Consider the following 26998-nt stretch of genomic DNA (forward strand, 5'->3'; position numbering starts at 1 on the left):
GGTGGTTCACCTTGCAGCATTTCATGAACCAGGGCGGCCAGGTGTTATGGTGGCTGGCTGCTGTGGTCCTAGTGAAGTGGTTGCTGGTGATTGAGCGGGTGTTGTACCTGCTCATCACTTATCCGAAACAACAGCAGGGCTGGCTCCGGCAGTGGCAGGCCAGAGCCGATCAGACGTCCTGGCATGCTCGTGTACAGCGAGAGGGCTGGTTGAGTGAAGCGCGAATTGCTTTGAGTCAGAATCTGAACTTAATCAAGGTGCTGGTGGCGATTTGTCCGATGCTGGGCTTGCTGGGCACAGTGACCGGGATGATTTCGGTGTTTGATGTGATGTCGACCCAGGGCAGCAGTCAGCCGAAATTGATGGCCTCCGGGATCTCCCTGGCGACCCTGCCAACCATGGCCGGGATGGTCGCGGCTTTAGCCGGAATGTTTGTTCACGCACGTTTGGCGAAGGTGTGCCACTGGCGTGAACTGAAGTTAGAAAAGTTATTGAGGAGTCAGTGATGAGACTGAATCGTCCGTCTTCCGCCCGGGAAGAAGCCCAGGTGGATTTGACCTCCATGCTGGACATCGTATTTATCATGCTGATCTTCTTTATTGTGACCAGCTCGTTTGTCCGCGAATCCGGGGTGGAGGTGAACCGTCCCCAGGCCAGCCATGTGGTGAGCCAGAAAGATGCCGGTATTTTTGTCGCCATCACCTCCGCCAACGATATCTATATTGATAAGCGGGTGGTGGATGTGGAGCGGGTTCAGGCCACTCTGGAGCACTTGTTGCTCGATCAGCCGGAAGCCTCGATGGTGATCCAGGCCGATGAGCATGCATACAACGGCACGGTCGTGAAAGTGATGGATGCGGCCAAAGGGGCCGGTGTGAAGAACATTGCCCTGGCTGCGGAGAAAGGCTGATGCTGCGATTACTCATTGCTCTGCCTGCTGCGCTGGCAATGGCTTTGGGGCTGTTCACCTTTATGGCCTGGATGGTCGACAATGGTGACAAGTCGCTGCCGGAAGACAAGCCTTTGCTTGCCTTTGATATGGTGATGGTGGAGCAGGAAACGGAAGTTCGTCGCCGGCAACGTGCAGTGCCGGAGCAACCGGAAATGCCGGAGCCGCCGCCGGAGGCCAAGCCTGCGGCATCGCAGCAGGCAGTGGCGACCGATATTGCACCAACCATGCCGAACCTGTCATTAAATACGACGGTTGCCGGTGTTCAAGTGCAAGCGCCGCAGTTTTCTGATTTCGGTACTAATCAGCAAGCGATGCCGCTGTATCGGGTTCAGCCGAATTATCCGCCACGTGCCCAGAAGCGGGGAATGGAGGGCTATGTCGTCCTGTCGTTTACCATTGATCCGCAGGGTAGGCCGACGGATATCAAAGTGGTTGAAGCCAAACCGCGTCGGATTTTTGAGCGGGATGCGGTGCAGGCACTTCGACGGTGGAAATACCAGCCGAAAGTGGTGGACGGGGCTGCGATTGCGCAGGTGGGTCAAACGATCAAACTGGAGTTTAAGTTAAATAAATGATGAAGAAATTCTTACTATTGCTTGCTCTGGCTATTCCATCAGGCGTTGTGCATGCTGAGCTGACGCAATTTACCGCCAATAAAGTTCAGCGCGCCCATAATCTGCAACAGGAAGATAAACTCCCTGAGGCGATTGAATTGCTTGCCGGCCTGAATCCGGCCAAAGCGTATGACAAAGCATTTGTGAAGCGCATGCTGGGGGTGTTTTATTGGCAGCAGGGCAGTATCAAGCCGGCCATCGACAACCTGGCTGATGCGGTGGACAGCGGTTTGCTGAAGGATGAACAGGCCTGGACTACTCAGCGGATGCTGGCAGATATTTTGTTGACGGATGCGCAGTACAAACGCGCACTGCCACATTATTATCAGCTCACTAAGAATATCCCGGAGCAACAGCAACCGGAGAGTTTGTGGCTGCGTATCGCCCAGTCCCATTACCAGTTGGGTGAATGGCAACCGGTGCTGAAAGCGGTGCAGGTTTATCAGCGCTATGTGAAGCAGCCGGATGTGCCCATTCTGTCGATGAAGCTGGGAGCTCAGCTGCAACTGGAGCGGTGGAAAAGCGCTTTGCCGACCTTGCAGAGCCTGATTGCCCTGGAGCCGGATCACCTGGCCTGGTGGCAACAGATGGCAGGGCTCCAACTCCGTCTGGGCCGAACCAAAAATGCCCTGGAGACGTTGGCGCTGGCCAAACGTCAGGGAGTGGCTTTGACCCAGCAGAACCTGACCACTTTGGCACAGCTGTATGCCCAGCAGGGGATCCCTGAGCGGGCTGCGATCATTTATTCGCAACTGGATGGTGCAAACAATGATGCTGAGTTGATGTCGATGCAGGCGATGTACTGGCAGCAGGCGAAGGAGTGGGACCATGCGATTTCAGCCTGGAAAATTGCGGCGAAGCTCGATGATCGCCATCGCTGGGCTTTGGCACAGTTGCTCCTGCAGGAAGGTCAGTTTGATCAAGCGCTCGCTCAGTTGGATAAGGTGAAGCAAAAAGCGAGCAAAGCTGAAGTTGAGCTGGCGCGAGTGCAGGCCTACTACAAAATGAAAGACTACGAGAAAGCAATCATTCATGCCAAACAAGCGAACAATATTCAGTCGAGTGCGACATCGAAAAGTTGGATCAAATATCTGAATCAGATGCGTGAGATGGACGGTTAATTGAACCGCGAACGCTGAATCATGAAAGGCCCCATTTTGGGGTCTTTTTTATATCTGAACGACCGAAAATAAGGCGGGTGGGTTTTAACTTGTACGTGTTTAATTCGAGAATCGGGTCTGATTTTCCGCGTCTGAAGCAATCAGGCGATAAGCTATAACTAATCGAAGCGATTAGGGAAGCAAAATGACAGTCCCGATACGAAAAATGACCTGGAAGACGATCGGGCGGTCTTACCGCCCGAACTTATGCACTTTTTTAAGGTTTTTCGTATCACATTGAATCTGTTCAGGGGGCTTGCATGGCTGTTCACGATATCCGAAATATTGCGTTTGTTGGTCAAAGCGGGGTGGGGAAAACCAGCCTGGTGGAGCGCTTATTGGCTGATTCCCAAACTATTACTCACCTCGGGAGTGTGAAGACCGGGGACACAGTGAGTGATTGCGATCCCCAGTCGATTCAATACCAGCACAGTATCGAAACCACCCCGGTGACGCTCAACTGGCAGTCTCACACCATGAATATCATCGATACACCGGGGGTGCTGGAACTGCTGGGCCGCACGTTCAGTGTTTTTCCTGCCATCGAATCGACAGCGCTGGTACTCGATGCCAATACCCCGCTCAACCAGGTCTCTGATCGGTTATTCGCATTTGCGCAAGCGCAGCAGAAGTGCCAAATGGTGATTATCAACAAGCTGGATCTGAATCCGGATAAAGTGCCGGCGTTGGTCGCTGAACTGGCATCGCACTTTGGCGCGGAATGTCTGCCGATCAATCTGCCTGCACGGGATGGGGAAAGCGTGGTCGATTGCTACTTTGAACCTGATTATGTGCAGGCGACGCTGATTGACTCGGTTGAAGAGGCCCATGAACGCCTGATTGATCAGGTAATTGAAGTGGATGAAGCACTGATGGCGCTCTACCTGGAGCAGGGCTCAGAGCTGTCACCGGAGCAGTTGCATGAGCCATTTGAGGCTGCACTGCGGCTGGGCCATGTCATTCCGATCTGTTTTGTTTCAGCCGAAAGTGGGGCTGGGGTTGATTTGCTGCTGCGAACCCTGACGGAAATCATGCCGACACCCGCAGAAGGTAACCCGCCGTTATTGGTAAAAAACGGAAAGCAAGTGCCGGTCAATATCGAGCAAAGCGATCACAGCGTTGCTCATGTGTTTAAAATCAGTGTTGATCCCTATTTGGGCAAAATGGCCTATCTGCGGGTCTTTCAGGGAGTAATCCGTGCGGGAAGTCAGCTGTTTATTAACGATAGCAATAAAGCGTTCAAGGTCTCTCACCTTTATCAGCAGCAAGGTAACAAGCGATTTGAAATTACGTCAGCGAGCGCGGGGGATTATTGTGTTCTGGCGAAAATTGATGATCTCTATTTTGACGCTGTGATTCATGATTCTCACGACGAAGACGGGATCAAAATGCGGACTCTGGATTTTCCTGAGCCCATGTACAGCCTGGCGATCAGGCCGATTAAGCGGGGAGATGAGCAAAAGTTGTCCGAAACACTGCAAAAGATCGCCGCAGAAGATCCGAGCCTCAGGTTAGAGCACCGGACCCGGACCAATGAAACCGTGTTAAGTGGTCAGGGGGAGTTCCACCTGAAAATTGCCCTGGAGAAAATGGCTTCGATCTATAAATTGGAAGTTGAGACAACTGAGCCTGATATAGAGTACTTTGAGACGGTCACATCGCCGGCGGAAGGCCGTTATCGTCACAAAAAACAAAGTGGCGGTGCCGGTCAATTCGGTGAGGTGCAACTGAAAATCAGGCCGTTGGCGCGCGGGGAAGGATTTCAGTTCATCAACAAAGTCGTGGGTGGTGCAATCCCAACCTCGTTTATTCCCGCGGTGGAGAAAGGGATCCGGCAGGCCATTGAAGAAGGTGCGATTTCGGGCAACCCCATCCGTGATGTGGAAGTTACGGTTTATGACGGCAAGCATCACCCGGTCGACTCGAAAGAAATTGCTTTTGTGATCGCCGGGAAGAGGGCGTTTCTTGATGCGGTGAACCAGGCAAGCCCGATCATCTTAGAGCCAATTGTTGAACTATCGTTGCGGGTACCGACGTTGTCCGTCGGTGATGTGACCGGTGAACTTGCCGGTAATCGCGGCGTGATCCTCGGCACCAATGCTGAGCCAAATAATTTCACGGCATTACAAGCGCGGGCTCCGTTAAATGAACTGCAAGGTTATGCCCAACGGTTGCGGGCCATGACGGGCGGTGAAGGGAGTTTCAGTATGGTGCTCAGTCATTACGAGCCAGCGCCGCATCATGTTCAGTTGCAAGTGTGTCAAGGTGGACAGAACGCTGAATGAAAAGAAAAACCTGGCGGTTTATCGATGAACCGTCAGTTTAATTCGCTTTATTTAATCCTTTGTTTTGCTTCGCATTTAGCAACCATTCATACCAGTAGTCGATGTTGGTATGTTATGCTTTGTTGCACATATGAAAAGGACGTTGCGGGATTTGGTTATCTTTGGCGGTAGCGTGTCTCGGCCTAAGTTACCTGTTTCTGCGCAAATTTAGCTATCTCTGCAACAGTAAAAAGGTACCCGGCATGAATTACGATGAATTCAACCACTTTTGTGGCGCTTTCCCGGCATCAACCCACGTTGTGCAGTGGGGGAATTCGCATGTCTGGAAAGTCGGTGGCAAAGTCTTTGCGATTGGCGGCTGGGGAAAGAACGATAAACCCGCGTTTACATTTAAAACATCAGACTTGAATTTTGTTTTTCTCAGTAATCATGATGGTTATATTCCGGCACCGTATTTTGCAACACGGGGGATGAAGTGGATCCAGCAAACCGAAACCGCGGGTGAATTAGACGAAGAGCTCAGATACTACATTTCAGAATCCTACCGCATTGTGTCACTTGGCCTGAGCAAGCGAAAACAACAAGAGTTAGGGATAAATCCTCACTCGGAGTCTTGAATCATGCTGATAGCTAACGAGAGCACCATGATTAGTCATATCGACCATCTTGTTTTAACCGTTAGTGATATCGATGCGTCTGTTCAGTTTTATCAACGCGTGCTGTTGATGGAAGCGGTGACATTCGCCAACGGGCGCAAAGCGATGAAGTTCGGGGATCAAAAAATCAACTTGCAGCTGTTAGGGCAAGAGAGAAGAAATAAAGCCGGGGTTGGTTCCGGTGATTTATGCCTGATTTCATCGTGGCCGCTCGAAGATGTGGTTGCGCACCTGTCGAAAGAGCACGTTGATATTGTGGAAGGGCCTGTGACCAAATCTGGCGCCCTAGGAGCGATTCAATCTGTTTATTTCAACGATCCCGACCAGAACTTAATTGAAGTCAGTGTGTATGAATAATCGAGAAAATAACAATGCAGTACGAAGTTTACAGCCTCAAAGACAGAGCTGAATGAAGGGAGCTAAATGTCAGTTATTTTACCTAAGCCGTTAAAACCGGGAGATAAGATAGGATTCTTTTCTCCGTCATCCCCTGCAACAGTGTTTGCGCCGACCCGATTCAATCGGGCGGAAATGTTTCTGCGCAGCAAAGGCTTTGAACTACAGCCCGGTTTATTGACCGGACAACATGATCACTACCGTTCAGGCTCTATTCAACAGCGGGCGGAAGAATTCAATGCCCTGATCCGAAACCCCGAGGTTCGGTGTGTGATGTCCACCATCGGCGGCAGTAACAGTAACGCGCTTCTGCCGTATATTGATTATGACGCCTTGATTCGGGATCCCAAGATCATTATCGGCTATTCAGATGTCACCGCGCTGTTGCTGGGGATATATGCCAAGATCGGGTTGATCACGTTTTACGGCCCTGCGCTGGTTGCCTCTTTTGGGGAGTTGCCCCCTTTAGTTGAGGAGACTTACCAGTCTTTTGAAGCGATGTTGTGCCAACACAGCCCACTTCCTTTTCAATATTTGATGCCGCAGCGATGGACAGATACGAAGATTGACTGGGAAACACAGACTGAGCCGAAACCCACCCAGGACAATGCCTGGCGATACCGGGGGAGCGGCATTGTTACAGGTTGTTTAATCGGGGGGAATCTTAATACCATGGCAGGTATCTGGGGGAGCCCGTATATGCCGGAGATAATCGACGGTGATATTTTATTACTGGAAGATTCACTGAAAGGGATCGAAACCGTCGAGCGCGCATTTTGCCATTTAAAAGCATGTGGCGTTTTCGACAGAGTCTCGGCGGTCGTGCTGGGCAAGCATGAACTGTTTGACGATAAAGGCACGGGGCGAACCCCTTTGGATGTCCTGATTGAAGTGCTGAATGGCCAGGCACTGCCAATATTGTATGGCTTTGATAGTTGTCATACCCACCCGATGCTCGTCACTCCGCTTGGCGTCGAGGCTGAAATCGATTTTGATGCCGAGCGCATTTGTTTGAAGGGGCCGTGGTTGGAACCGGCATAAACGAGAGATATTCTCGGTACAACAATGAACTGAACCCGAAACAGAATACAGAAATAAGTAAAGGAAGCTGATGCGCCAGTCGTTACGAGAGAAAGTCATTCAAGTTTGTAGTAAGAAAATCAGCCAGAAAGGCGAGAGTGTCGGCGTGTCGTTTTATGCGTTTTTTGCCAACAAAAACGATGATCCTGAGCTGCTGATGGAAGCGGCGACGTGGTGGATCCAAACCCACCAGTTGGACCACTTCGAAAAAGCGACAAAAATTATGGCGATGGTCGAGTCAGGTTAATAGGGCTGCAGCTTGTTAGGGGGCTGACGCTAGGAAATGGAAGGAAAAGCTGATTCATGGAAAAACAGATTGGGAGCCCGGAAAGAGCAATTTATCACGACAAAGATCGGGTCATCCGGCCATTGAATCCGTGGTCTGAAACTATTCACCGACTGTTGGATCATTTACATACTCATGGTGTGGCGGGTTGTCCCAGATTCATTGGCGTTGACGGTGAACAGGAGGTGTTGAGCTATATCGACGGTGAGACGTACAACTATCCGCTTTCGGGGGCCATTGCCAGCCACCATGCGTTAACTTCTGCGGCCAGTTTGCTGCGGCAGCTACATGACGCCTCTGCCAGCTTTTTATCATCGAACTCAGAACATCAACATCAATGGATGCTGCCTGCCCAAGCGCCGCAGGAAGTGATCTGCCACGGCGACTTCGCGCCCTATAATGTTGCCCTGAAGGGGGAAGTGGTGAGCGGGGTGTTTGATTTCGATACGGCGCATCCCGGCCCTCGAGTTTGGGATTTGGCGTATGCCGTTTATTGTTGGGCACCGTTCAAAACCGACCCGATGGATGCGCTTGGCACCCTGTCAGCACAAATTGAGCGGGCCAAGGCATTTTGTGATGCCTACGGGGCGAGTGCTGCGCAGTGTCAGATGTTGGTTGAGATGATGATCAAGCGGTTAGCGGCCTTGGTGGCGTTCATGCAGGCTGAAGCGGACGCCGGCAATGAACAGTTCAAAGCAGATATCGCCCAGGGGCATCATTTGAGTTACCTGGCTGACATCGACTATCTCAAACAGCATCAGCAGATTATTACGTTGGGGTTATTGACGGGAAAATAAGGTCTTGAAAAGAGATAATTGCCCTTTGCCGCGCAAAATGCTTCGCAGCAAAGGGCTGTTTTCAGATTAGTTTGAAGTACGGTATTTCTTCAGCACTTCATTGAGGGATTGTGATGCCTGTGTGAGCAGCTGGATATTCCCTGCCGATTCTTGCGACGCGTTCAGTAGCTGGCTGGATTGATCCCGAATATCATTCAGTTCCGATGCAATTTCATTAACCACCGCTGTCTGCTCTTCAGCTGCCGTAGCAATCTGGGCGCTCATGTCCATCAGAGATTTTGCAGAATCAGCAATCTCGCTGATATCAGCACCAATTTCACCAATGACCTGGCTGCTTTGTTCCGCTTGCTCCAGGGTTTGATTGGTTTTCAGCGAGATCCCCTGAGTTTCGGATTGAAGCTGGTCAATCATGCCCTGAATTTCAATCGTGGCTTTTTGCGTCCGGCTGGCCAGCGTTCGGACTTCATCAGCGACCACGGCAAATCCGCGTCCTTGTTCGCCGGCCCGGGCGGCTTCGATGGCCGCGTTGAGTGCCAACAGGTTGGTTTGTTCTGAGATGGCATTGATGGTGGTGATCACATCATTAATGGCAGTAGCCTTTTCATTCAGGCTCACAACATTGTCTGCCGCACCGCGGGTATGCTCCGACAGAGTGGACATCATCGCAATGGCTTCTTGAACGCGCTCGTTGCTTTGCATGATCCGGGTAGTGTCCCGATCGGATTGATCAGAGGCTTGTACACCGTAGTTGGAAATTTCTGTGGCGGTTGCCGACATCTCTTCCATTGCGGTTGCAACTGAATCGACGGAAGCGTACTGCTTGTTCACGCTGGCTTCAGACACTTTGGCGTCCTGTGAAAAAGCGGTGGCCGTTTCATACAGCGTCGCCGAGCTGGATTTCACCGTCTTGACCATGTCACTGATGGTATCCATGGTGCGGTCCAGCTCGTGACCGATCACCCCGAATTCGTCCCGGCCAATGTGAAAACCCAGCCGTGAGGTTAAATCGCCGTCAGCAAGCCGACGGGTGGTTTGATGGATCACCCAAAGAGCGCCCATCAAATGCGTTGAGACCCAGTAAAATATGAGTGCCAGCGGCAACAAAGGCAGAAAAGAGAATGCAAACTGGGTCAGAGTGTCGCGCTTGGCTGTTTCGTCAACTGGTGGGACGTTCAGAACGGCGTATTGACCATGGATGGTGCTGGCAGCGGCGACTTGTTGACTTGAGGAAGCTGGGGAGGAAGAAAGAAGTTGAATGCCTTGTGACTGAAGGACTTGTTGGATATGGGCTTCATCAGCTTTCATTGCCAACAGTGTAGCAACAGCAGTATCGACCTGTGCTTGTGCCGTTATCTGGTTAGAGGTGTTGAGGTTCTCCAGCGTTGAGAAGTAGTGTTTTCCTGAAAAGCCGATCAGCACTACGGCAAACAAGCAGAACAGTATCCAGAATTTATCCGTCACATTGGTTTTTATTAGTAGCCGGTCTATCGGCCTGAAATCAACTTCTCTCATCGTGTCCCTCAAAGTTAACCAAAGTATTATTCAATGTAATTGCGGTCTAACGATGATTATTTTCACATAATTTTTCAATGGCGATCAGTTGTTGCTCAGTGTTTGGTGATTCCTGTCACGTATTTTTATGCTGGGCCATCACGGTATCGAGTGAGCAAGTGTTCAAAACAATCAGAAATGATTGCTCTGGCAAGATCAGGCACTTGGTTTTGGGTATCTTCAAGTGCATCAAGGATTGCGCGTTGAAGGACGGGTGACAGCCACGCAAATCGCGACGGCGTCATTGAAATCGTTTTTGGCCCCCGCTCTGAAAGGCGCCACATATTTTGATGCCGTGATCTTTGGCGTATGGCCGAGCTTAGTCAACTCTCGGGACCAGTAATGAGAAGCGCTGCAGGCTTCCATCCCGATGAGCGCGGGTGGGATATTGGCAAAAGTCGAGAGAACTTTCGATCGTGATATTGTTTTGTGGATCAACAGCTTGCCTTGGTGATCCTCACAGTGGATACTGAAGCTATGTTTGGCTAAATCAATGCCATAGACAGATGGTGACATAGTGGCCTCCGGCGATTTTGCAATCAGACATACCAAGTGTGGCAAAGTCTGACCATGTCATTCGTTATGCATCTAGGAAGAAGTAAGGATAATTAAGTGAAGAAACTTATATTTATAGTTTTATTAATTTTGTCGGATACCGCTTTGTCTGAATCGAGCGTAAAGCCATTATCTGAAAAACTAGAAAAAGAAATAAGTGAAAATATGAGTGAGAGCTCTTATTTCCCAATATTAAAACCAGGTGATTGGGTGGGTATTACCCATGGTGCAGTGCGTCAAACGTTGATTGGAGAACCCGAAAATCCTGATTTGGTTATTGGTTTTGGAATGGATACTCCTGAAAACTTCGTTTTTCTAATGCACAGCGACGAAGATAAGCTCGATATACAAAACGTTGTAAATAATGCTTACTCTAATCTAGAGAACATGGATGTTGTGTTTACACCTTCTCAGGTTCTTGATAACAAAGTTCTTACTGCTAGCGGTAAACTATTCAGTAGTGAAGCAATCCTGTCAAAAAAGCATATGTTAAAGGCTCATAAAATTTTAAACGCGAAACAGATGCTCGTGTCTATCCCGAGGCGAACAGGCCTAATGGCCATATCACGCGACGCACCAAAAGAAATATTGAACAAATTCATTTATCTTCATTCTCATGCATGGAACGATGCAAGCTACGGCAATGCTCCAATAGCAAATGTTCTTTTTGTGCTTGAAGGAGGAGATATTGTCGGAATTATCCCAATGGATTAAGACAACTAAACTGGCAATTTTTTAAATCTAAGTTTATTAAATTTTGTTGGTAAAATTTCACGGTTGTTGTGTATTCGCAGTCAAGTTGGTGCTGCGCAAATATGCATAACAACCTGTACAAGAGTGATTCGCAACGCATGGCATTTTCACTATGCGTTGATTTTAGTGTTTAGGGTGTTATGCGGCGGCATCGGTATTGCGTTGCTCACATCTTAACAGGGCTACATGGACTCCCCGGTTGTCAACAAAAGCATCAGGTAATGCAAGGTTTGGGACTGCCGCTCTACATTCGGTCTGTTTATTGGCTTTCATGCCATGACCTTGATGACACTACGCGGTTGCGGTTCCTCATTCGTTAGAAGGCATCAAGTGTGCCCGCCGCATTCTCAGGTTTTCCCGCAAAAGGTCAGAACCTTACATCATCTTGGCTATTGTAATGACCCGGTGAAGCAAGTCACTCCGTTGACGAAAAACACTTGGTTTTTATATCAATTGATATTCCGTATCGTTTCTTAACAGTGACCAGATAATTCGGGCGTTTTTTGCCGCGAGTGCAACAATGGACCGTTTAAACCCCCGGCGTTCGACCAGACTTTTGACCGTGTTATTGTTTTGTGGATCAAGAGCTTGCTTTGGTGATCTTCTCCGTGAATACTGAAGCTATGTTTGGCTAAAGCAATGCCATAGACAGAGGGGGATAGGATGGCCTCCGGTAATTTCGTAATCAGTCATACCAAGTGTGGCAAACCTGATGAGGGGAATCCATGTCATTCGTTATGTTTTAGAACTTACCCAAAAAAGTAGACACCTTCTATAAAAATGAAAACGATTTTTGAACATACTCAATCAAGTGTCTTGGTGATTCCGCAAGCTCTGTTTGCCATCAAAGATGTGACAGTGCTCTGTCATCATCAAAACTCTGTCATTTTTTATAAAAATCTTGAACAGGACTTGGTAGACATTGAGTTTTATATCAACACTCCTTGTTTTATATATATTGAAAGCGGACGTGAGGTAATTACAAATAGCCACAACGACACGATTGAGTTGACAGCTGGATCTTCTATCTTTCTCCCTCAGGGATTAAAGCTTCAATCTGACTTTGTTAAAGAAACAGAGTCTCTTAAAGCTTATCTAGTATTTTTTGATGACGATGTCATCGTTGATTATTTAAGCAAGCTTAAAAGGCCCTTAGATTGCCTCAATAGCACGAAAGCCTTTTGTCTGTTGGAGGGTGGCGACGAATTCACAGCTTTCTTTGACTCAATTAGAGGTGACATAAAAGCTCCCTCCTACTTAAACATTAAACTTCAAGAGCTGCTCCACCTTATTGCTTGGAGAGAAAGCCAAGGTATTTTTCACTCGTTACTATCCTCAAAGAAAAGGGTTCCTCCGCAACAAAATTTTGCTCGCTTATTAGAAACGCTTGATGTACTTCACCTAACCGTTGGTGATTTAGCGCATCTCTCGGGAAGAAGCCTGTCAAGTTTTAATCGTGACTTCAAAGAAACTTACAAGGTAACACCAAAAAAGTGGTTGCGAGAGAAAAAGCTATCCAGGGCTAAAGAGCTGCTGGCAGGCAATGAGCTTTCAGTTACAGAAGTGGCTTTGACGGTGGGTTATGAAAATGTGTCGGCTTTTATCAAGGCGTTCAAACTTAAGTATGGTGTGACACCAAAACAAATAAAACTGTATAAATGACAGAAAATCGTTACTTTTGACAGTCTTTCGGTAGTTTGCCTTTGACTGGTTAGATAGTCTGAATCTCGATATTTAACCCAAAGGAGTCAAAAATGAGTGTTAGAGTTACCCTAAACTGTCAGTTAAAGCCTGGTCGGTTTCAAACCCTGCTGTCATTTCTGGAAGACAATTTACCCAATGTAAGAAGCTTTAAAGGAAATCTTCAGGTTAGCGTCTTATTTGACGAAGGAAATAATGAAATGCTTTTGGACGAAGAGTGGCTAACTGTAGAGAGTCATCAGGCGTATCTGAGTTTTATTAATAGTAATGGCGTATTGGAAGAGCTGAGCTCATTTCTCAGTTCACCGCCAATAATTAAATACTTTGACAAGGCCGAAATTTAAGACCCTGTAAATAATTCTGTGTAACTGCTCTGGGTTACAAGTATTCAGTTAATCGGTCTTCGAACATAATCATAAAGCGGTTCAGGGCTTGCCGCCAGTTTCTAATTGGCATCGTCCATTTCTTGGAGGCATCCTGGATCGCCAGATAGATAACTTTTCTCGCTGATTCATCGGTCGGGAACAACTTGCGCTTTTTAATCGCTTTCCTGATGACGCTGTTGAGTGATTCAATCGCGTTGGTCGTATAAATCGCTTTTCGTATGTCCTGTGGATAGTTGAACAGAGTATGCAGGTTATCCCAATGAGCTGTCCAAGAACGGCTGATTTGAGGGTATTTGGCGTCCCATTTATCAGAGAAACGCTCAAACGCTAATAAGGCTTCATCCTCGGTTGCTGACTGGTAGATTTGCTTAAGGTTAGCCGTCACTGCTTTGTAGTCCTTCCACGGTACGTATTTAACCGAATTTCGTACTATGTGTACGATGCATAGCTGGATTTGGGTTTCAGGGAACACGGAGTTGATGGCATCGGGAAAGCCCTTCAAGCCATCGACACAAGCGATAAGGATGTCTTTGACTCCGCGGTTTTGCAGCTCAGTCAGGACATTGAGCCAGAATTTGGCACCTTCAGTTTCGGAGAGCCACATCCCCAGCAACTCTTTCTGGCCCTTTAAATTGACGCCTAGAGCGAGGTACACGGACTTGTTTATTACCTGCTTATCCTGGCGAACTTTGACCACGATATAGTCCAGATAAACGATAGGAGAAACCTCATCGAGAGGGCGAGATTGCCACTCGACAACTTGTTCTAAGACCGCATCAGTGACCTTGGAAATGAGTGTTGGCGAGGCGTCGGCGTCATACATTTCTTTGAAAGTGGCGACAATTTCGCGTGTCGTCATCCCCTTGGCGTACAGGCTTAAAATCTTGTCATCCATTGACTGAAAGCGGGTTTGATGCTTTTTAACGAGCTTGGGTTCAAAGCTGGCGTGACGGTCACGTGGCGTATCGATTGAGACCTGGCCGTCATCAGTAATGAGCGTTTTGCTGGAGTAGCCATTACGACAGTTTGTCGACGGGTGTTCAGCGTTTTTTTCATAACCAAGGTGCTCGTCTAATTCAGCATTGAGCGCAGTTTCAACGGTCACCTTGGTTAGCATTTGGCGAAAGTCGTTGAGGTCACTTTCCGTCTTGATGGACTTCGCTGCTTCACGAGCAAGCGCTTCGAGTTGTTTTTTATCCATGAGCCTATCCTTAGCCATTACTGGCTTTAATAATAGGCAATTACACGAAGTTATTTACAGTCTCTTCTAAATAAGCCATCTGGAATACTTCTCAAAAATAATCAAGTTGTAAACTCCCACCGCTTAATGGCAAATTAAGCCATCAGGTTTGGTTAACTAAGTTGAAAACTCTCTCTTCAATAGAACTCTTTCATTAAGAGTGATTGTTCAGTTCGTAAAACCCGAACAGTACTTTGCGAACCGCGAATTTGTAGTGGATCAGCCGCTTGTTTGTGTAAACAACTCAATATGCGCAGGGCTCACTTACCTAAAGCTTTATCATCTTTGTTCTGTATAAGTCCAGGAACTAGGGCTCGAATAGAGTCAACATGCTCTAGCTCGTGTCTATTCATCAACTGCAAGTTGAAGGCATGCGGCGGCAAAGAAGCATCAGGAGTGCAGCCTACGTGAAGATAATTGAGCAACAGCCTGCTAACACCTCGTCGGTTGTAATATTTCGCTCGTACTGACCTTCCATACCAAGATCAATAGCTAAGTCATTTCTATTTTCATTTAATGACCAAAGAAAAAAAGGAACCGAGTGGTTCCCTTTTGTTTATCTAAAACCTTCTGTTCACAGGTTGCTAATATAGAAAATTTCCAGTTTTCGAACCTAATAACCTGAAATACTATTCAAAAGCAACAGGAGGAAAATCCTAGGTTTCAGGATGAGCGAAGGTAATAAGCATAGCTAGCTTACTTGGAAACTTAAGCCTCTCAAATCGAAACAGGTTGGATGTTTTTCCTACGTATGACTTACTGTCGAATGTACCCTAGACGGTTAGTCATAATGACCGACCAGATATGGTCGGTCATTATGACGTGTAGGACTAAGACGTCAAGCTATGCTGCACAAACAAAATCACAAGCAGCACGAACATTCGTGAAGTCTGTTAGGGAGTCATAATCTAACGCCAGGAATAGCTGACTTTCCACTTGATCAGAAGGTATATCGAATAGCTCACCAAGGAAAAATAACCAGTCTTTACCTTGTATAATTTTTCTTACTTCAAATGTTTCAAAGGTTTTGGTTAGATCGTCGAGGGTGCCCAAAATCCTGTCGCATTCTTTAACACTAACTTTAGCATTTTGAAGAAGAGTCGTTACTAGTTTGCTGCGATCTATAATAGGTTGCTTCCTATCCATGAATTTTCTTCGACCGTTTTTATCGAAACTTTTTTGGAATGGGAGCTTTAAATCTTCGTGCTCTGATACATATCTTAAAAAACCTATGGGTAATGAAAGGGATACGAGGTTCTCTTTGATTTTCTGAACATCTATGTTGGATTTAGCAAGTCCCGTTTCAAAGAACTCATTTAAACATGCATCTTGGAAGCAATATGCTTCTAGATCACGAAAATCGGTCAATAAGACAGACTCAGTATATTCTTTACTGGAAATATAATCATTATCTGCATCGACAAATACTCGGATTCTTTCTGATAATCCATGCTCTTGAAATAGATTACTTAATAATATTAGTCTTCCTTTCTCACCACCCTCTACAGCGTCTAGATCTGATAGTGATCTAATCTGGATTATCTGAGTGTTGTTTCTTTCTGTTATTGGTATTACTTTCCGCCAGAATGATAAATCGCGGTCTCCTTCAACAAACATAAATGAAACGTCATTGTCTAAACTCTTTTGAGTTACTATTTCTTGAAATGTATACATTGACGCTTTATCCCAACTGTACCCATTGATCTTGATGCTCTGACGCAATTGAAGCTGAATGCGTTGCAAGTATAAACAGTGGTGATGCGCCAGATGAGCACTCAATTAAGGCTGAAACGAGTTTTCTTTGCCATGAAACATGCAACGATAATTCTGGTTCATCAATAGCTATAGCAGTTCCATTTCTGGTACTAACTAAGGCAGTAACAAGCATATATAGAAGATGATATTCGCCAGAGCTTAACATTAGCTCATCAATTTCATCGCCTATAGCGCTATATATTGTCAGACCTTTCTGGTAATCTACTGCGACTACTTTATCTGTCAAAAATTCACCAACGAGCTTTTCAAATTTGATTAGACGGTCTGAAATAAGTAGTCTTTCTGCATGTTTACTTTCAAGAGTTTCTACGTAAGCTTCGAGAGCAGATATCGCAGCAGTACTTTGTTTTGTGGAGTCTTTATCACTAAGTAAAGATGTAAGCTGCTCTATGTCACTCATGTTCAATGACAAACCAAATCGTGACATAGATGGTTCTGAGTCTTTAATAACATTTAAACGATCAATAAGTTGCTCAATGGTAACATCATTTACCTCTCCGCCTTGTAATCGTTTAATTATCTTAGGGAAAAGTTCAGGCCCTTCTGAAGTAAAGTACTTTCTGTAATCGACCTGAGCCTCTCTAACAAACCTGTGAACTTTTTGGGTTAGCTTTGAATTACGTTTATTTCCTCGAATTAGTTTACCTGATTTAGTACGTAGGTAATCTATATCTTCGTCTGATTTGAGGTTAGTTCTATCACGCAGCGCACTTGAACGGTGTATATCTAAAGCCTCGAAGGATACTTGGGTAAACTTGGGTAGCGCAGCTTGTCGTAGCTTCTCTACATCGCTTTCACATAATTCGTTTGCAGGCCCTGGTTCTTTGAGACTCAAAGAGCAGGATAAGTCATTAAACGATACTTCTAAGGTTGAACTCGAAAGATCACTAGTAACGGTAAGTCTGTCTTCAGAGCTCAAGGTTAGCTCGGCAGAGCTAAATGGTACTTCTCGGAAAATAGAAAAATCTAATTTGAGTATGCCTTCAATCATGTTTAGGGCAGTAGTTTTGCCCACACCATTTTTTCCAACGATTACGCAAAGTCTTGCTTTGGAGCGAGAATCTACGTCGTTCTTCCTGAAGTCAATGGAGTGGTCATATTGTCCAAAGAGCTCACATACTCTAAAAGTTGTTATTTCGTACATTTTTTAACCCTAGCAAGCTAATCAATAAGCTAATGGCATTGTATCATTATGCTACAAGTTTAAATAATTAATTTTAAAGTAATGTTCTGAATAGCCACCGACTTGATAGACACCTTTTAGTTAGACAAAATGACTAGCAGAGAGGTGCTTATGAGCAGCAAGCGATACCCAGAAGAATTCAAAGTTGAAGCCGTCAAACAGGTTACTGAAAAAGGTCATAGTGTAGCCGATGTGGCAAATCGTTTAGGGACTACCACGCATAGCCTTTATGCGTGGATTAAACGCTACGGCTCAGATTCCTCCCAATATCAAGCCAAGTCCGATGAAAGTGCCGAAATTCGTCGGCTCAAAAAGGAGCTGCAAAGAGTCACCGAAGAAAGGGACATATTAAAAAAAGCCGCGGTGTACTTCGCAAGCCAGTCCGACTGAGGTACGCCTTTATCAAAGCCAATCAAGCTGTTTGGCCTGTTCGACGTATGTGTAAAGTCCTTAGCATCCACCCAAGTGGTTATTATGCCTGGCTTAAGCAACCCGACAGCAGACAGGAGAAACGGCGTAAATACCTTCTCGGACTCATCAAGCAGTTCTGGCTGGAATCTGGTGGCGTTTATGGCTATCGAAAGATATACAGCGATTTACGTGATGAAGGTGAATGTTGCGGTATCAACCAAGTTCACCGCTTGATGAAACGAGAAGGCTTACAGTCGCAAAGAGGATATCGAAAACCCAGGTCCAAAGTGGGCACAGAGAATGTCGTTGTTGCGAATAAGTTGGCCAGGGAGTTCAACCCGACTGCTCCAAATCAGTCTTGGGTGACCGATATCACGTATATAAAAACTCACGAAGGTTGGCTATACCTCGCAGTCGTCGTTGACCTGTTCTCTCGGAGAGTGATTGGTTGGTCGATGAAAAGCAGAATAACGAAAGAGCTGGTGTTGGACGCGCTCCTGATGGCGATATGGCGACGCTCACCGTCAGAGAAGGTACTCGTGCATTCCGATCAAGGAAGCCAGTATACAAGTCATGACTGGGATAAATTCTTAAAGCAGCACGGTCTGGAATCAAGCATGAGCCGTCGGGGCAACTGCCATGACAATGCGGTAGCTGAAAGTTTTTTCCAGTTACTGAAAAGAGAAAGAGTAAAGCGAAAGATCTATTCCACTCGGGAAGAAGCGCGGATGGATATCTTCGAATATGTCGAGATGTTCTACAACGTCAAACGCAGACACGGTTCCAATAATCAGTTGTCACCAGTAGAGTATGAAAAGCGGTATGAAGAAAGGTTAATTAGTGTCTACTGAGTCGGTGGCTATTCAGTCGAAATTATTAGTTTACTTAACTGCGCTATTCTTTTTGTTCTACGGAGCTATTTTTGCTGTGTTCCCGGTAGAAATGGCAAACTTAATTACAGGCTCAAGCCCCAATTCTACGTCAGCAACTATTGATTTTAGGGCTACGTATGGTGGAGCCCAGTTTGCAATCGGTCTTGCTTTGATACTCGTCCTCAAGATTAAGCAAGATGTCACTTTGGCTTTAATCATTGTAGCTATTACATTGTTATCTATGGCGTTTGGTCGTCTAATAGGCATCTTGCTTGACGGTCAACCTAATACACTAATGTATGTTTATTTAGTTGCAGAGTTAGTTTTTGGGTTATTGGCTCTATACCTGAGAAAGTCAGAGGCACCGGTAGCCAATGCCTAACACATATGAGCCTTCTCGGTGTCAAGGGGTAAAGCGAACCCGTTGGCTGCGTAGCAGCCAATATTTCTGAACAACAAAGTTGTCTACTTCGCTTTGTCATTTTCGCCATTCATCATTGCTTACGGCAAACACATATTGAGGGTCTCTTACTGCGGTCTCACCGCTGCCTGCCCGCTTTGCGGCAGGGCCACTAGACATGATTTCGTTAACCCGGACTGGCACTATTCAAAGAGATGGTATTTTGAGGCCAGTTATTTTCAGGCTCAGCCTGGGTGTAAGCAACTTTGCTGTTTATTTTAATGCGCAACAATGGGCGGCTAATCAAAGCGAGGGGCTAGAATAACGCCTTGGCACAGCAAGCCCTGTGACAGTTTTTCGCTACGGTGCCGGGATTGCAGCGTGCTCATCTTCTGCACCAGTTAGACGATCAGCTCAGCCCATTGTGCGACTTACCCGGGTAAGAACCGTTTTTCATCGAACACGGTTTTGTTCCTTAACATGAAGTAAACGCAGCGGCCTAGTTTGTGAGCAAGAACCGATAGGGCTTTGGCTTTACTCATCGGTTGATATACTGCCTGGCTTTGTCATTACCGCGTAAATAGAGCACAGCTGCTTCGGAGAAAGCCCATTTCAGGTGGGCGTTCCCGATCTTATTACCGCTGGTGCCATAGGTTTTTCCTGCAGATTCGGCTTTGCATTTTACCAACCGGGAATAGGACGCGAACTGCTGTACTGTTGGGAACCGCTCGATGTGCCCGATCTCATACAAGGTGGTGAGTGCAAGGATGCGGCCGATACCGGGAATGGTTTTTAACAGTTGATAATCCTGCGCACTGTGCTGTTTGGCATGCTGTTCAATAAAGTACTCCACGCTGGCGAGTTCCTGAGTATAAAAGGCGATAATGTTGAAAATGCATCAATCCGGTCATTTTTCGTCTTGCCGCCATGGATAGCCTTCATGTAAAGCGCATGACCAAGCACGAAATAATAGGCGTAGTCGAGGCAAAGATCGCTGACCCAATACCAGCAGTGCATGCACTCGACGCCAACCACAATATTGTCGTGATAAGGTGCGAGGATCGCCAACAGTTCATCTCGGCTGGCACCAATCTTCTGGTGGATGACTTTATTGCCGCAGTTATCGAGGATGCAAACGTAGAGAATGCGCGCATGCAGATCAATACCACAGTAATAGTCGTGCTGTTGGTTATAAAATCTCATTGAGTCTTCTCCGTGTTGGGTTTAGTCGCCTTCCAGCATAGTCAGCGATGGCTATGCTGTCGGAGAAGGCTCAATAAGTATCAGAGCAATCAAGGTGACCCGTTACACTCGGCATTATTGGTTTGGATCTCGGTGCGCTTTGCAGGTTTAGCGTGGGGCACCTTATTGCAGGCTACATGGACTCCCCCGGTTGTCAACAACAGCGTCAGGTAATGCAAGGTTTGGGACTGCCGCTCTACATTCGGTCTGTTTATTGGCCTTCATGCCATGCCCCTGATGACAGGATGCGGTTGCGGTTCCTCATTCGTTAGCAGGTATCGAAAGTGCCCACCGCATGATCAGGTTTTTGCGTAAAAGGTCTGAACCTTATAGCATCATTGGCTATTGCTATGTTCAGTTTCTATATCGGTTGGTGCTCTGTATTGTCGTTCGCTCTTGGACCCAATGATCACGCGCCCGGTGCAGGAGCAAAATGGCTTGCTGCTCTGCCGATGACCGCGGGTGGGATATTGGCAAACATCGAGAAAATCTTTGACCGTATTGTTGTTTTCTTGAGCTATTCCTTGTCTTGGCGATCTTCTCCGTAGATACTGACGCAATGTTTAGTTAAATCAATGCCAAAGACAGATTGTGATAGGGTCGTATCCGGCTTGTATGGAATCAGACTTACCCAGTGTGGCAAGACCTGATGAGGGAATGTCTATGTCATTCGTTAGGCGTTTATTATAATTGGTATGATTATGAAGCGAAGAAAAATAATAACACTTATTGTGTCTCACTTATCCGTGGGAGGGGTTGGCGTTGCGTTAGGGATGTATCTACTTCCTATTCTCATTGCACCACCATCACCAACCGAGTCTGAAATCACTAAAATATCTTCTCAAGCACTATATTCAGCGACTTTTAAAAAAGACCTCAAAGATAGCGATACCTTTCACTGGGGTGAAGGCCAAGTTTCCATTACCTCTGATTTTATTACATTAGCGGGTAGTCTTGCACCTGGCCCTGATTACAAGCTTTATCTGTCACCAGAATTTGTTGAAACTGAAGTTGATTTTAATCGATTGAAAACTGAGATGGCGTTCGTGGGGGATGTTGAGACTTTTGAAAACTTTGTAGTCAGCGTACCACAAGATATTGACTTGTCGCGATATAATACTGTCGTAGTGTGGTGTGAGACATTTGGTGAATTTATTACATCAGCGAAGTACCAATAGTATCGATTGACCTAAAAATCGCGCTACAAGATTTATATCCAAGGTGAGGGCAGGTCATCGTAATTAGTCTGGCGCTGAATGTGTGTTGAAAATAACAAAAAGTAAAAAGCGGAACTTGATAAAGGCTCTCTGTTCCGCTTCTAAGTCCTGTGTTTGTGATTACTTAAAACGGACTAATAAAATAATGCCGTTATTATATCCTACGAATACTTCGTTCTCGTTTACGGGGTACAATAAGTCTATATAAGCATCATTGATCCCTTCAATATCTAAGGTTAACCGTGCTGTGACAGCAGCGCTCTCTAATTCAACAACCTGTAGGTATTGCGGCTGCGACGGCGAGGTTTTTTCTTTTTTTCTCATCGCGAGTACGGCGCGTTTGTCGTCAGCAAAGATGTGCGCGCAGGTGATGAGATCATCGAACCGCAGTTGAGGGATCATTAAGCGGTCATTGTTTACATCAGTTGCCGTGAAAATACAGCAACGATTTTGCGATTCGGGCAGATCGGGTTCTGCGCCGTATTCTATATAAACTTGGTGTAACGGCGTTGCAGTGCGGATTGGGTTGTGGTTAATATATAAGCCACCGTGACTGAGCCGCGAAGCATAATCTGTCACCCGCGTGTAGCTGTAATCACTGACATCAAATCGATATTGCGGGCCACTTTTGGCGGATAAGTAAAAGTTGTTCCCTTCGCGTACTGCATCGAAGAACATCATCTCGATCCGTTCTCGATGGAGGACTTCGCCATTGTCGCGGGAGACGACCAATAAATGACCCAGGTTACGTCGACCTCCTTCGCTCACAAAGAGCAGTCGCCGATCATCAATAATGCGGAGTACGCGGCACGGGGTCGGATAATGGTTGACAAAATTAGACAGCAGCTTTCCCGAGTTCAGGCAATAGCATTGAAGTTTGCTGCCGGCGACCCAGAGCTGCTCTCGTTCATCGTCGATCACAAACGTATTAAAGCTGATGCTCGACGGGTAGATGGTCTTGTATGGCTGGTGATGGTGTTTGTTCCAAAAGAGTATCTGATCATTGTGCGCGCTCACCCAGCGTTCGCTGTCAATGATATACAATTGCTTGATCTCTCCGTCAGGGTTGTTAGCCGGAGTGATTTCGGCGTTGTCCAGCGACCAATGATTGATGCGGTGGCCATGACCACTTAGGCTAAGACGGTCGGCCCGGTGGTTGAGCGCAATATTGCTGACAAACGGAGCGCAGGTCGTTTTTTGGATGAGATCACCTCGCTCGCTGTCGAGTATGAGCAGTTCACCCCGGTAGTCTATCGCGAGACGATTCTGACGCATGCACACCATCGAATAGGTGATTAAGGGATGTTGCCACCGTTCTTCGCCGTTGTGGCGATCAATGGCGGAGAGCATTTTATCGCTTTGCTTGATCACTAATATGCTGTTATGCAGCCCAACCAACTGACTGTTGTGGTCACATTGAAATAATGCCGCTGCTTTTCCGCCTGTGCGTGGCCAAGCCAGGATTGATTTTCCCCCCGCGGCGTACACGCTGTTACCCGTGGCAAAAACCTGGCTGATTTTGGCTCGCGCCCCTTTCAGCTCTAACATTGAATAGTCAGACAAGTGAAGCAGGAACAAACGATGGGTTCGGTTGGTGCTAGCAGAAATGGCGAGCTGCGCCGGCGCGTCGGAACTTTGATCTAAAAAATACAACGCGTTCACGGAGTGCTCAATTCGGAGCTCGGCCAGAATTGTTAGTGCGGAGTCGAGGAGGATGAAGCTGTTATCGTGAAAGGCGACGGCCAGTGTTTGGGCATCATTGCTCAGGGCAATGGCGACAATGTCCTTATCGAATTCCTGACTGATGGTGCTTTTCAGATCATCATAGGCTGCGGGTAGAGGTGGGCTGTATCGGCCAGCAGTAACTTATTTTGAGCTGTGGCGAAGTGCCGCGCGTTAATGGATGTCAGCTCGTGAATCGCCTGGCCCGTATCGGCATTGAAGATTTCAATCCTGCTCTGGACGTTGGTGTAGTTGCTGCGGTAATAGCTGAGTAAGAAACGGTCATCACTGCTGTAGGTGAGCTGGGTGGCGGTGTTGCTACAGATCCACCGAGGGTGGCCGTAACGTTGAACGATCTTGGGTTCGGATATAGTTGGCGTGTCCATCACCATCTTCCTTGCTAGTATGAAATCGGACGAATATATCCAGTTCAGTTGCTGTCTGCAAATTTTCGTTTGGATCTTGGGAGCACAGTAACCAAAGCTATCATTGTAGTTATCGCCGTCAGCTGCTTTATTGCTCGATACATCGGGGTTATTGTTTATGGCATCGATTTTGATTGGGATTGGTGCTGGCCTCGTCATATCCCAGCTTGTTGTAAAAAATGATGAAGAAAGCTGAATGGGTCGTGAGCTGAAGGATAGGCTGAGTCTGAGTTATCGATTACGCGCTGATAGCCGTTGAGATAGTCATCCCCTGAAACGAACAGCAACAAAAAGGCGAACCGAGTAGTTCGCCTTTTTATTTCAAGTGACCCCGCTGCGTGAGCAGGGCTTAACCCGATTAGTCTTCCATGTAGTTCTCGATGCCTGGGCATGAGCAGACCAGGTTCCGATCACCAAACACGTTGTCGACGCGGTTGACGGTCGGCCAGTACTTGGCTGCTTTGGTCTGCGCTGACGGGAAGCAACCCAGCTCGCGGCTGTAGCTGCGATTCCACTCGGCTTCCATCAGATCCGCCTGGGTGTGCGGTGCGTTGACCAGCGGGTTGTCTTTCAGATCCCACTCGCCGTCCTGGACGCGGGCGATTTCATGGCGGATGGCAATCATCGCGTCACAGAAGCGATCCAGCTCGGCCAGATCTTCTGACTCGGTTGGTTCGATCATCAGAGTACCGGCAACCGGGAAGGACATGGTCGGTGCGTGGAAACCGTAGTCCATCAGACGCTTGGCAACATCTTCTTCGCTGATGCCGGACGCTTCTTTGATTGGGCGAATGTCGATAATACACTCGTGGGCGACGCGGCCATGGGTACCACGGTACAGAACCGGGTAGTGCGGACGCAGACGCTCCATGATGTAGTTGGCGTTCAGGATCGCCAGCTTGGTCGCTTCGGTCAGGCCGCTTTCACCCATCATCGCGATGTAGGCGTAAGAGATTGGCAGAATCGACGCGGAGCCGAAGTTTGCAGCAGAGACGGCAAACTGCTTGTTGTCGTTTTCTGAGCTCTCAACGTGGCCCGGCAGGAATGGTGCCAGGTGAGATTTCACACCAATCGGACCCATGCCCGGACCGCCACCACCGTGCGGGATGCAGAAGGTCTTGTGCAGGTTCAGGTGCGAAACGTCAGAGCCGATGAAGCCAGGGTTGGTCAGGCCAACCTGGGCGTTCATGTTGGCGCCGTCCAGATAGACCTGACCGCCGGCTTCATGAACCAGTTCACAGACTTCCTGAACTGTTTCTTCGTACACGCCGTGCGTCGACGGGTAGGTGATCATGATGCACGACAGGTTATCACGGTGTTTTTCGATCTTCGCTTTCAGATCGTCAACATCGATGTTGCCTTGCTCATCACAGCCAACGACTACAACTTTCATTGAGACCATGGCCGCAGAAGCCGGGTTCGTCCCGTGAGCTGAGCTTGGGATCAGGCACACGTTGCGGTGGCTGTCGCCGTTGGCTTCATGGTAACGCTGAATCGCGATCAGACCGGCGTATTCACCTTGTGCACCAGAGTTCGGCTGCAAGGAGAAAGCATCGTAGCCGGTTACGGAGCACAGCATTTCAGACAGCTTGTCAGTCAGCTCAGCGTAGCCTTTGGCCTGGTCGGCCGGCGCGAACGGGTGCAGGGCTCCAAATTCCGGCCAGGTGATTGGGATCATCTCGGCCGCAGCATTGAGCTTCATGGTACAGCTGCCCAGCGGAATCATGCCGTGGGTCAGTGAGTAGTCTTTGTTTTCCAGCTTTTTCATGTAACGCATCATCAGGCTTTCGCTGTGATACGCGCTGAAAACAGGGTGGGTCAGGTACTTGCTGGTACGACGGCAGCTTTCCGGAATGGCTGCGAACTCATCCGCGGCGATATCTGCGGTGAACATCGACGCCTTCAGCTCGTCACCGCTGAACAGGGCCAGCAGTTCTTCGACATCTTCAACCTTAGTGGTCTCATCCAGGCTGATGCCCAGCTGATTGTCGTATTTACGCAGGTTGATGCCCGCATCCAGCGCTTTTTTGTAGAATTCGTTTGTTTTCTTACCTGTGTTCAGCGTCAGGGTATCGAAGAAGCTGTCGTTCGCCAGTTCAATGCCTGAGTTACGCAGGCCGGCGGCCAGGATCGCGGTCAGGTGGTGAACGCGACGGCCGATCTTACGCAGACCTTCAGGACCGTGGTACAGGGCGTAGAACGCAGCCATGTTGGCCAGCAGTGCCTGCGCAGTACAGATATTTGAGGTCGCTTTCTCACGACGGATATGCTGCTCACGGGTTTGCATCGCCATGCGCAGGGCCGGGTTGTCTTTGCTGTCTTTGGAAACACCAATCACACGACCTGGCATGGTTCGCTTGTGCTTGTCTTTGGTCGCCATGAAGCCGGCGTGTGGACCGCCAAAGCCCATCGGTACGCCGAAGCGCTGGGCTGAACCGATCACGACATCCGCGCCCATTTCACCTGGCGACTTCAGCACCGTCAGAGCCAGCAGATCAGAGGCAACTGCAACCAGGGTTTTCTTCGCATGGGCTTTTTCAATCACGTCGCTCAGGTCAACGACCCGGCCGGTTGTGCCCGGGTATTGTAGCAGGGCACCAAACACGTCGTGGCTGTCCAGCTCGTCGATTGAACCGCTGATGATCTCAATGCCGATGTAGCCGGCACGGGTGCGAACCACGTCAATGGTTTGTGGGTGCAGGTCGTCAGAAACGAAGAAGGCTTTGCTCTTGCTCTTACCGGCACGCTGACACAGGGTCATGGCTTCGGCTGCAGCGGTCGCTTCATCCAGCAGGGAGGCATTCGCCAGTTCCATACCGGTCAGATCCATGATCATCTGCTGGTAGTTCAGCAGAGACTCCAAGCGGCCCTGGGAGATTTCCGGCTGATAAGGAGTATAAGCGGTGTACCAGCCCGGGTTTTCCAGGACATTGCGCAGAATGACGTTCGGTGTGAAAGTGTTGTAGTAACCCTGACCGATATAACTACGGTTAATCACGTTCTTGCTTGCAATCGCTTTCAGAGAAGCCAGCAGATCAGCTTCGCTGAGCGGCTGATCCAGCTTCATCGGCTCTGGCAGGCGGATGGCTGCCGGGACGGTTTCCTCAATAAGCTGATCGACGCTGGCAACACCAATTGTTTCCAGCATAGTTTTTTGTTGTGCTGAATCCGGGCCATTGTGGCGGCCAGCGAATTCCTTATCATCGCTTAATGCATTTAGAAGAGTCATGTCGGTCATGGTTCTTTCCTGAACGGTTGCTGCTAGTCGTGCCTGAGCAATTGCACGCTAGCGGGAAGTCATCGAGAGTGGATTGAAAAACGGCTTTTAAGGGGTTAGG

Annotated in this window: 23 protein-coding genes and 3 pseudogenes; 16 read left to right on the forward strand and 10 right to left on the reverse strand. The window is 47.8% G+C overall.

What is annotated here, in order from left to right:
- Nucleotides 1–23: 23 nt before the first annotated feature.
- The 10 genes from NNL38_RS23140 to NNL38_RS23185 all read left to right on the forward strand — a co-directional run bounded on the left by NNL38_RS23140 (nt 24) and on the right by NNL38_RS23185 (nt 8226).
- Complete coding sequence (locus tag NNL38_RS23140; protein WP_255392318.1) at nt 24–506, forward strand: MotA/TolQ/ExbB proton channel family protein; 483 nt, start codon at nt 24–26, stop codon at nt 504–506.
- Nucleotides 506–910, forward strand: coding sequence for an ExbD/TolR family protein (locus tag NNL38_RS23145; protein WP_255391227.1), 405 nt, complete (start codon nt 506–508; stop codon nt 908–910). Before NNL38_RS23140 ends, NNL38_RS23145 begins: the two co-directional genes overlap by 1 nt.
- The gene (locus tag NNL38_RS23150) at nt 910–1527 is read left to right on the forward strand and encodes an energy transducer TonB (RefSeq protein WP_255391229.1); all 618 of its coding nucleotides are present in this window, start codon (nt 910–912) and stop codon (nt 1525–1527) included. Before NNL38_RS23145 ends, NNL38_RS23150 begins: the two co-directional genes overlap by 1 nt.
- Complete coding sequence (locus NNL38_RS23155) at nt 1527–2687, forward strand: tetratricopeptide repeat protein (protein ID WP_439651431.1); 1161 nt, start codon at nt 1527–1529, stop codon at nt 2685–2687. The genes NNL38_RS23150 and NNL38_RS23155 overlap by 1 nt, the downstream gene beginning before the upstream one ends.
- Nucleotides 2688–2986: 299 nt before the next feature.
- Nucleotides 2987–5011 (forward strand): elongation factor G, encoded by a 2025-nt coding sequence (gene fusA, locus NNL38_RS23160; RefSeq protein ID WP_255391231.1) that lies wholly within the window; start codon nt 2987–2989, stop codon nt 5009–5011.
- A gap of 242 nt (nt 5012–5253) precedes the next feature.
- Complete coding sequence (locus NNL38_RS23165; RefSeq protein ID WP_255391232.1) at nt 5254–5628, forward strand: MmcQ/YjbR family DNA-binding protein; 375 nt, start codon at nt 5254–5256, stop codon at nt 5626–5628.
- 27 nt (nt 5629–5655) lie between these two features.
- Nucleotides 5656–6024 (forward strand): VOC family protein, encoded by a 369-nt coding sequence (locus tag NNL38_RS23170; RefSeq protein WP_255391233.1) that lies wholly within the window; start codon nt 5656–5658, stop codon nt 6022–6024.
- A gap of 66 nt (nt 6025–6090) precedes the next feature.
- The gene (locus tag NNL38_RS23175; RefSeq protein ID WP_255391234.1) at nt 6091–7104 is read left to right on the forward strand and encodes a S66 family peptidase; all 1014 of its coding nucleotides are present in this window, start codon (nt 6091–6093) and stop codon (nt 7102–7104) included.
- A gap of 70 nt (nt 7105–7174) precedes the next feature.
- Nucleotides 7175–7390 (forward strand): DUF6500 family protein, encoded by a 216-nt coding sequence (locus tag NNL38_RS23180; protein WP_255391235.1) that lies wholly within the window; start codon nt 7175–7177, stop codon nt 7388–7390.
- Nucleotides 7391–7446: 56 nt separating this feature from the next.
- The gene (locus NNL38_RS23185) at nt 7447–8226 is read left to right on the forward strand and encodes a phosphotransferase enzyme family protein (RefSeq protein ID WP_255391236.1); all 780 of its coding nucleotides are present in this window, start codon (nt 7447–7449) and stop codon (nt 8224–8226) included.
- A gap of 66 nt (nt 8227–8292) precedes the next feature.
- Here the strand turns inward: NNL38_RS23185 and NNL38_RS23190 are convergent, their stop codons facing one another.
- Complete coding sequence (locus tag NNL38_RS23190) at nt 8293–9738, reverse strand: methyl-accepting chemotaxis protein (RefSeq protein ID WP_255391237.1); 1446 nt, start codon at nt 9736–9738, stop codon at nt 8293–8295.
- Between the two features lie 237 nt (nt 9739–9975).
- Nucleotides 9976–10293, reverse strand: a pseudogene (locus NNL38_RS23195) (IS110 family transposase); the annotation flags it as partial.
- A 96-nt stretch (nt 10294–10389) separates the two neighbouring features.
- On the opposite strand from NNL38_RS23195, the gene NNL38_RS23200 reads away from it, so the two are divergent.
- A complete protein-coding gene (locus NNL38_RS23200) occupies nt 10390–11046 on the forward strand; it encodes a hypothetical protein (protein ID WP_255391239.1) in 657 nt (218 codons plus the stop codon).
- A 483-nt stretch (nt 11047–11529) separates the two neighbouring features.
- Here NNL38_RS23200 and NNL38_RS23210 read toward each other — a convergent pair.
- Nucleotides 11530–11643 (reverse strand): annotated as a pseudogene (locus NNL38_RS23210) (IS110 family transposase); the annotation flags it as partial.
- Between the two features lie 222 nt (nt 11644–11865).
- Between NNL38_RS23210 and NNL38_RS23215 the strand changes: the two are divergent.
- The gene (locus NNL38_RS23215; RefSeq protein WP_255391241.1) at nt 11866–12747 is read left to right on the forward strand and encodes a helix-turn-helix domain-containing protein; all 882 of its coding nucleotides are present in this window, start codon (nt 11866–11868) and stop codon (nt 12745–12747) included.
- A gap of 92 nt (nt 12748–12839) precedes the next feature.
- The gene (locus NNL38_RS23220) at nt 12840–13130 is read left to right on the forward strand and encodes a putative quinol monooxygenase (protein WP_255391242.1); all 291 of its coding nucleotides are present in this window, start codon (nt 12840–12842) and stop codon (nt 13128–13130) included.
- A 34-nt stretch (nt 13131–13164) separates the two neighbouring features.
- On the opposite strand, the gene NNL38_RS23225 is transcribed toward NNL38_RS23220, so the two are convergent.
- The 3 genes from NNL38_RS23225 to NNL38_RS23235 all read right to left on the reverse strand — a co-directional run bounded on the left by NNL38_RS23225 (nt 13165) and on the right by NNL38_RS23235 (nt 17332).
- Entirely contained in the window at nt 13165–14373 is a 1209-nt protein-coding gene (locus NNL38_RS23225) for an IS256 family transposase (RefSeq protein WP_255391243.1), read from the reverse strand.
- A gap of 882 nt (nt 14374–15255) precedes the next feature.
- Nucleotides 15256–16086, reverse strand: a complete 831-nt coding sequence (locus tag NNL38_RS23230; RefSeq protein WP_255391244.1) for a DUF4435 domain-containing protein — start codon at nt 16084–16086, stop codon at nt 15256–15258.
- Nucleotides 16087–16093: 7 nt separating this feature from the next.
- Nucleotides 16094–17332, reverse strand: a complete 1239-nt coding sequence (locus NNL38_RS23235; RefSeq protein ID WP_255391245.1) for an AAA family ATPase — start codon at nt 17330–17332, stop codon at nt 16094–16096.
- A gap of 150 nt (nt 17333–17482) precedes the next feature.
- Here NNL38_RS23235 and NNL38_RS23240 point away from each other — a divergent pair.
- Together NNL38_RS23240 and NNL38_RS23245 are read left to right on the forward strand one after the other, a co-directional pair.
- A protein-coding gene (locus NNL38_RS23240) for an IS3 family transposase (protein ID WP_255391246.1) occupies nt 17483–18633 on the forward strand; the annotation gives its coding sequence in 2 pieces (ribosomal slippage) (nt 17483–17720 and nt 17720–18633; 1152 coding nt in all).
- Complete coding sequence (locus NNL38_RS23245; protein ID WP_255391247.1) at nt 18623–19036, forward strand: DUF4345 domain-containing protein; 414 nt, start codon at nt 18623–18625, stop codon at nt 19034–19036. The genes NNL38_RS23240 and NNL38_RS23245 overlap by 11 nt, the downstream gene beginning before the upstream one ends.
- A 449-nt stretch (nt 19037–19485) precedes the next feature.
- Here NNL38_RS23245 and NNL38_RS23250 read toward each other — a convergent pair.
- Nucleotides 19486–20257, reverse strand: a pseudogene (locus NNL38_RS23250) (IS110 family transposase).
- A gap of 740 nt (nt 20258–20997) precedes the next feature.
- Here NNL38_RS23250 and NNL38_RS23255 point away from each other — a divergent pair.
- A complete protein-coding gene (locus tag NNL38_RS23255) occupies nt 20998–21474 on the forward strand; it encodes a DM13 domain-containing protein (protein ID WP_255391249.1) in 477 nt (158 codons plus the stop codon).
- Nucleotides 21475–21633: 159 nt separating this feature from the next.
- On the opposite strand, the gene NNL38_RS23260 is transcribed toward NNL38_RS23255, so the two are convergent.
- The 3 genes from NNL38_RS23260 to gcvP all read right to left on the reverse strand — a co-directional run bounded on the left by NNL38_RS23260 (nt 21634) and on the right by gcvP (nt 26898).
- Nucleotides 21634–23175, reverse strand: coding sequence for a hypothetical protein (locus NNL38_RS23260; RefSeq protein ID WP_255391250.1), 1542 nt, complete (start codon nt 23173–23175; stop codon nt 21634–21636).
- A 152-nt stretch (nt 23176–23327) separates the two neighbouring features.
- The gene (locus tag NNL38_RS23265; RefSeq protein ID WP_255391251.1) at nt 23328–23621 is read right to left on the reverse strand and encodes a hypothetical protein; all 294 of its coding nucleotides are present in this window, start codon (nt 23619–23621) and stop codon (nt 23328–23330) included.
- Between the two features lie 397 nt (nt 23622–24018).
- Nucleotides 24019–26898 carry an aminomethyl-transferring glycine dehydrogenase gene (gene gcvP, locus NNL38_RS23270; RefSeq protein WP_255391252.1) on the reverse strand — a complete coding sequence of 960 codons (2880 nt, stop codon included), beginning with the start codon at nt 26896–26898 and terminating at the stop codon, nt 24019–24021.
- Nucleotides 26899–26998 lie beyond the last annotated feature (100 nt).

Source organism: Photobacterium atrarenae (assembly GCF_024380015.1).
Lineage (GTDB): Bacteria > Pseudomonadota > Gammaproteobacteria > Enterobacterales > Vibrionaceae > Photobacterium > Photobacterium atrarenae.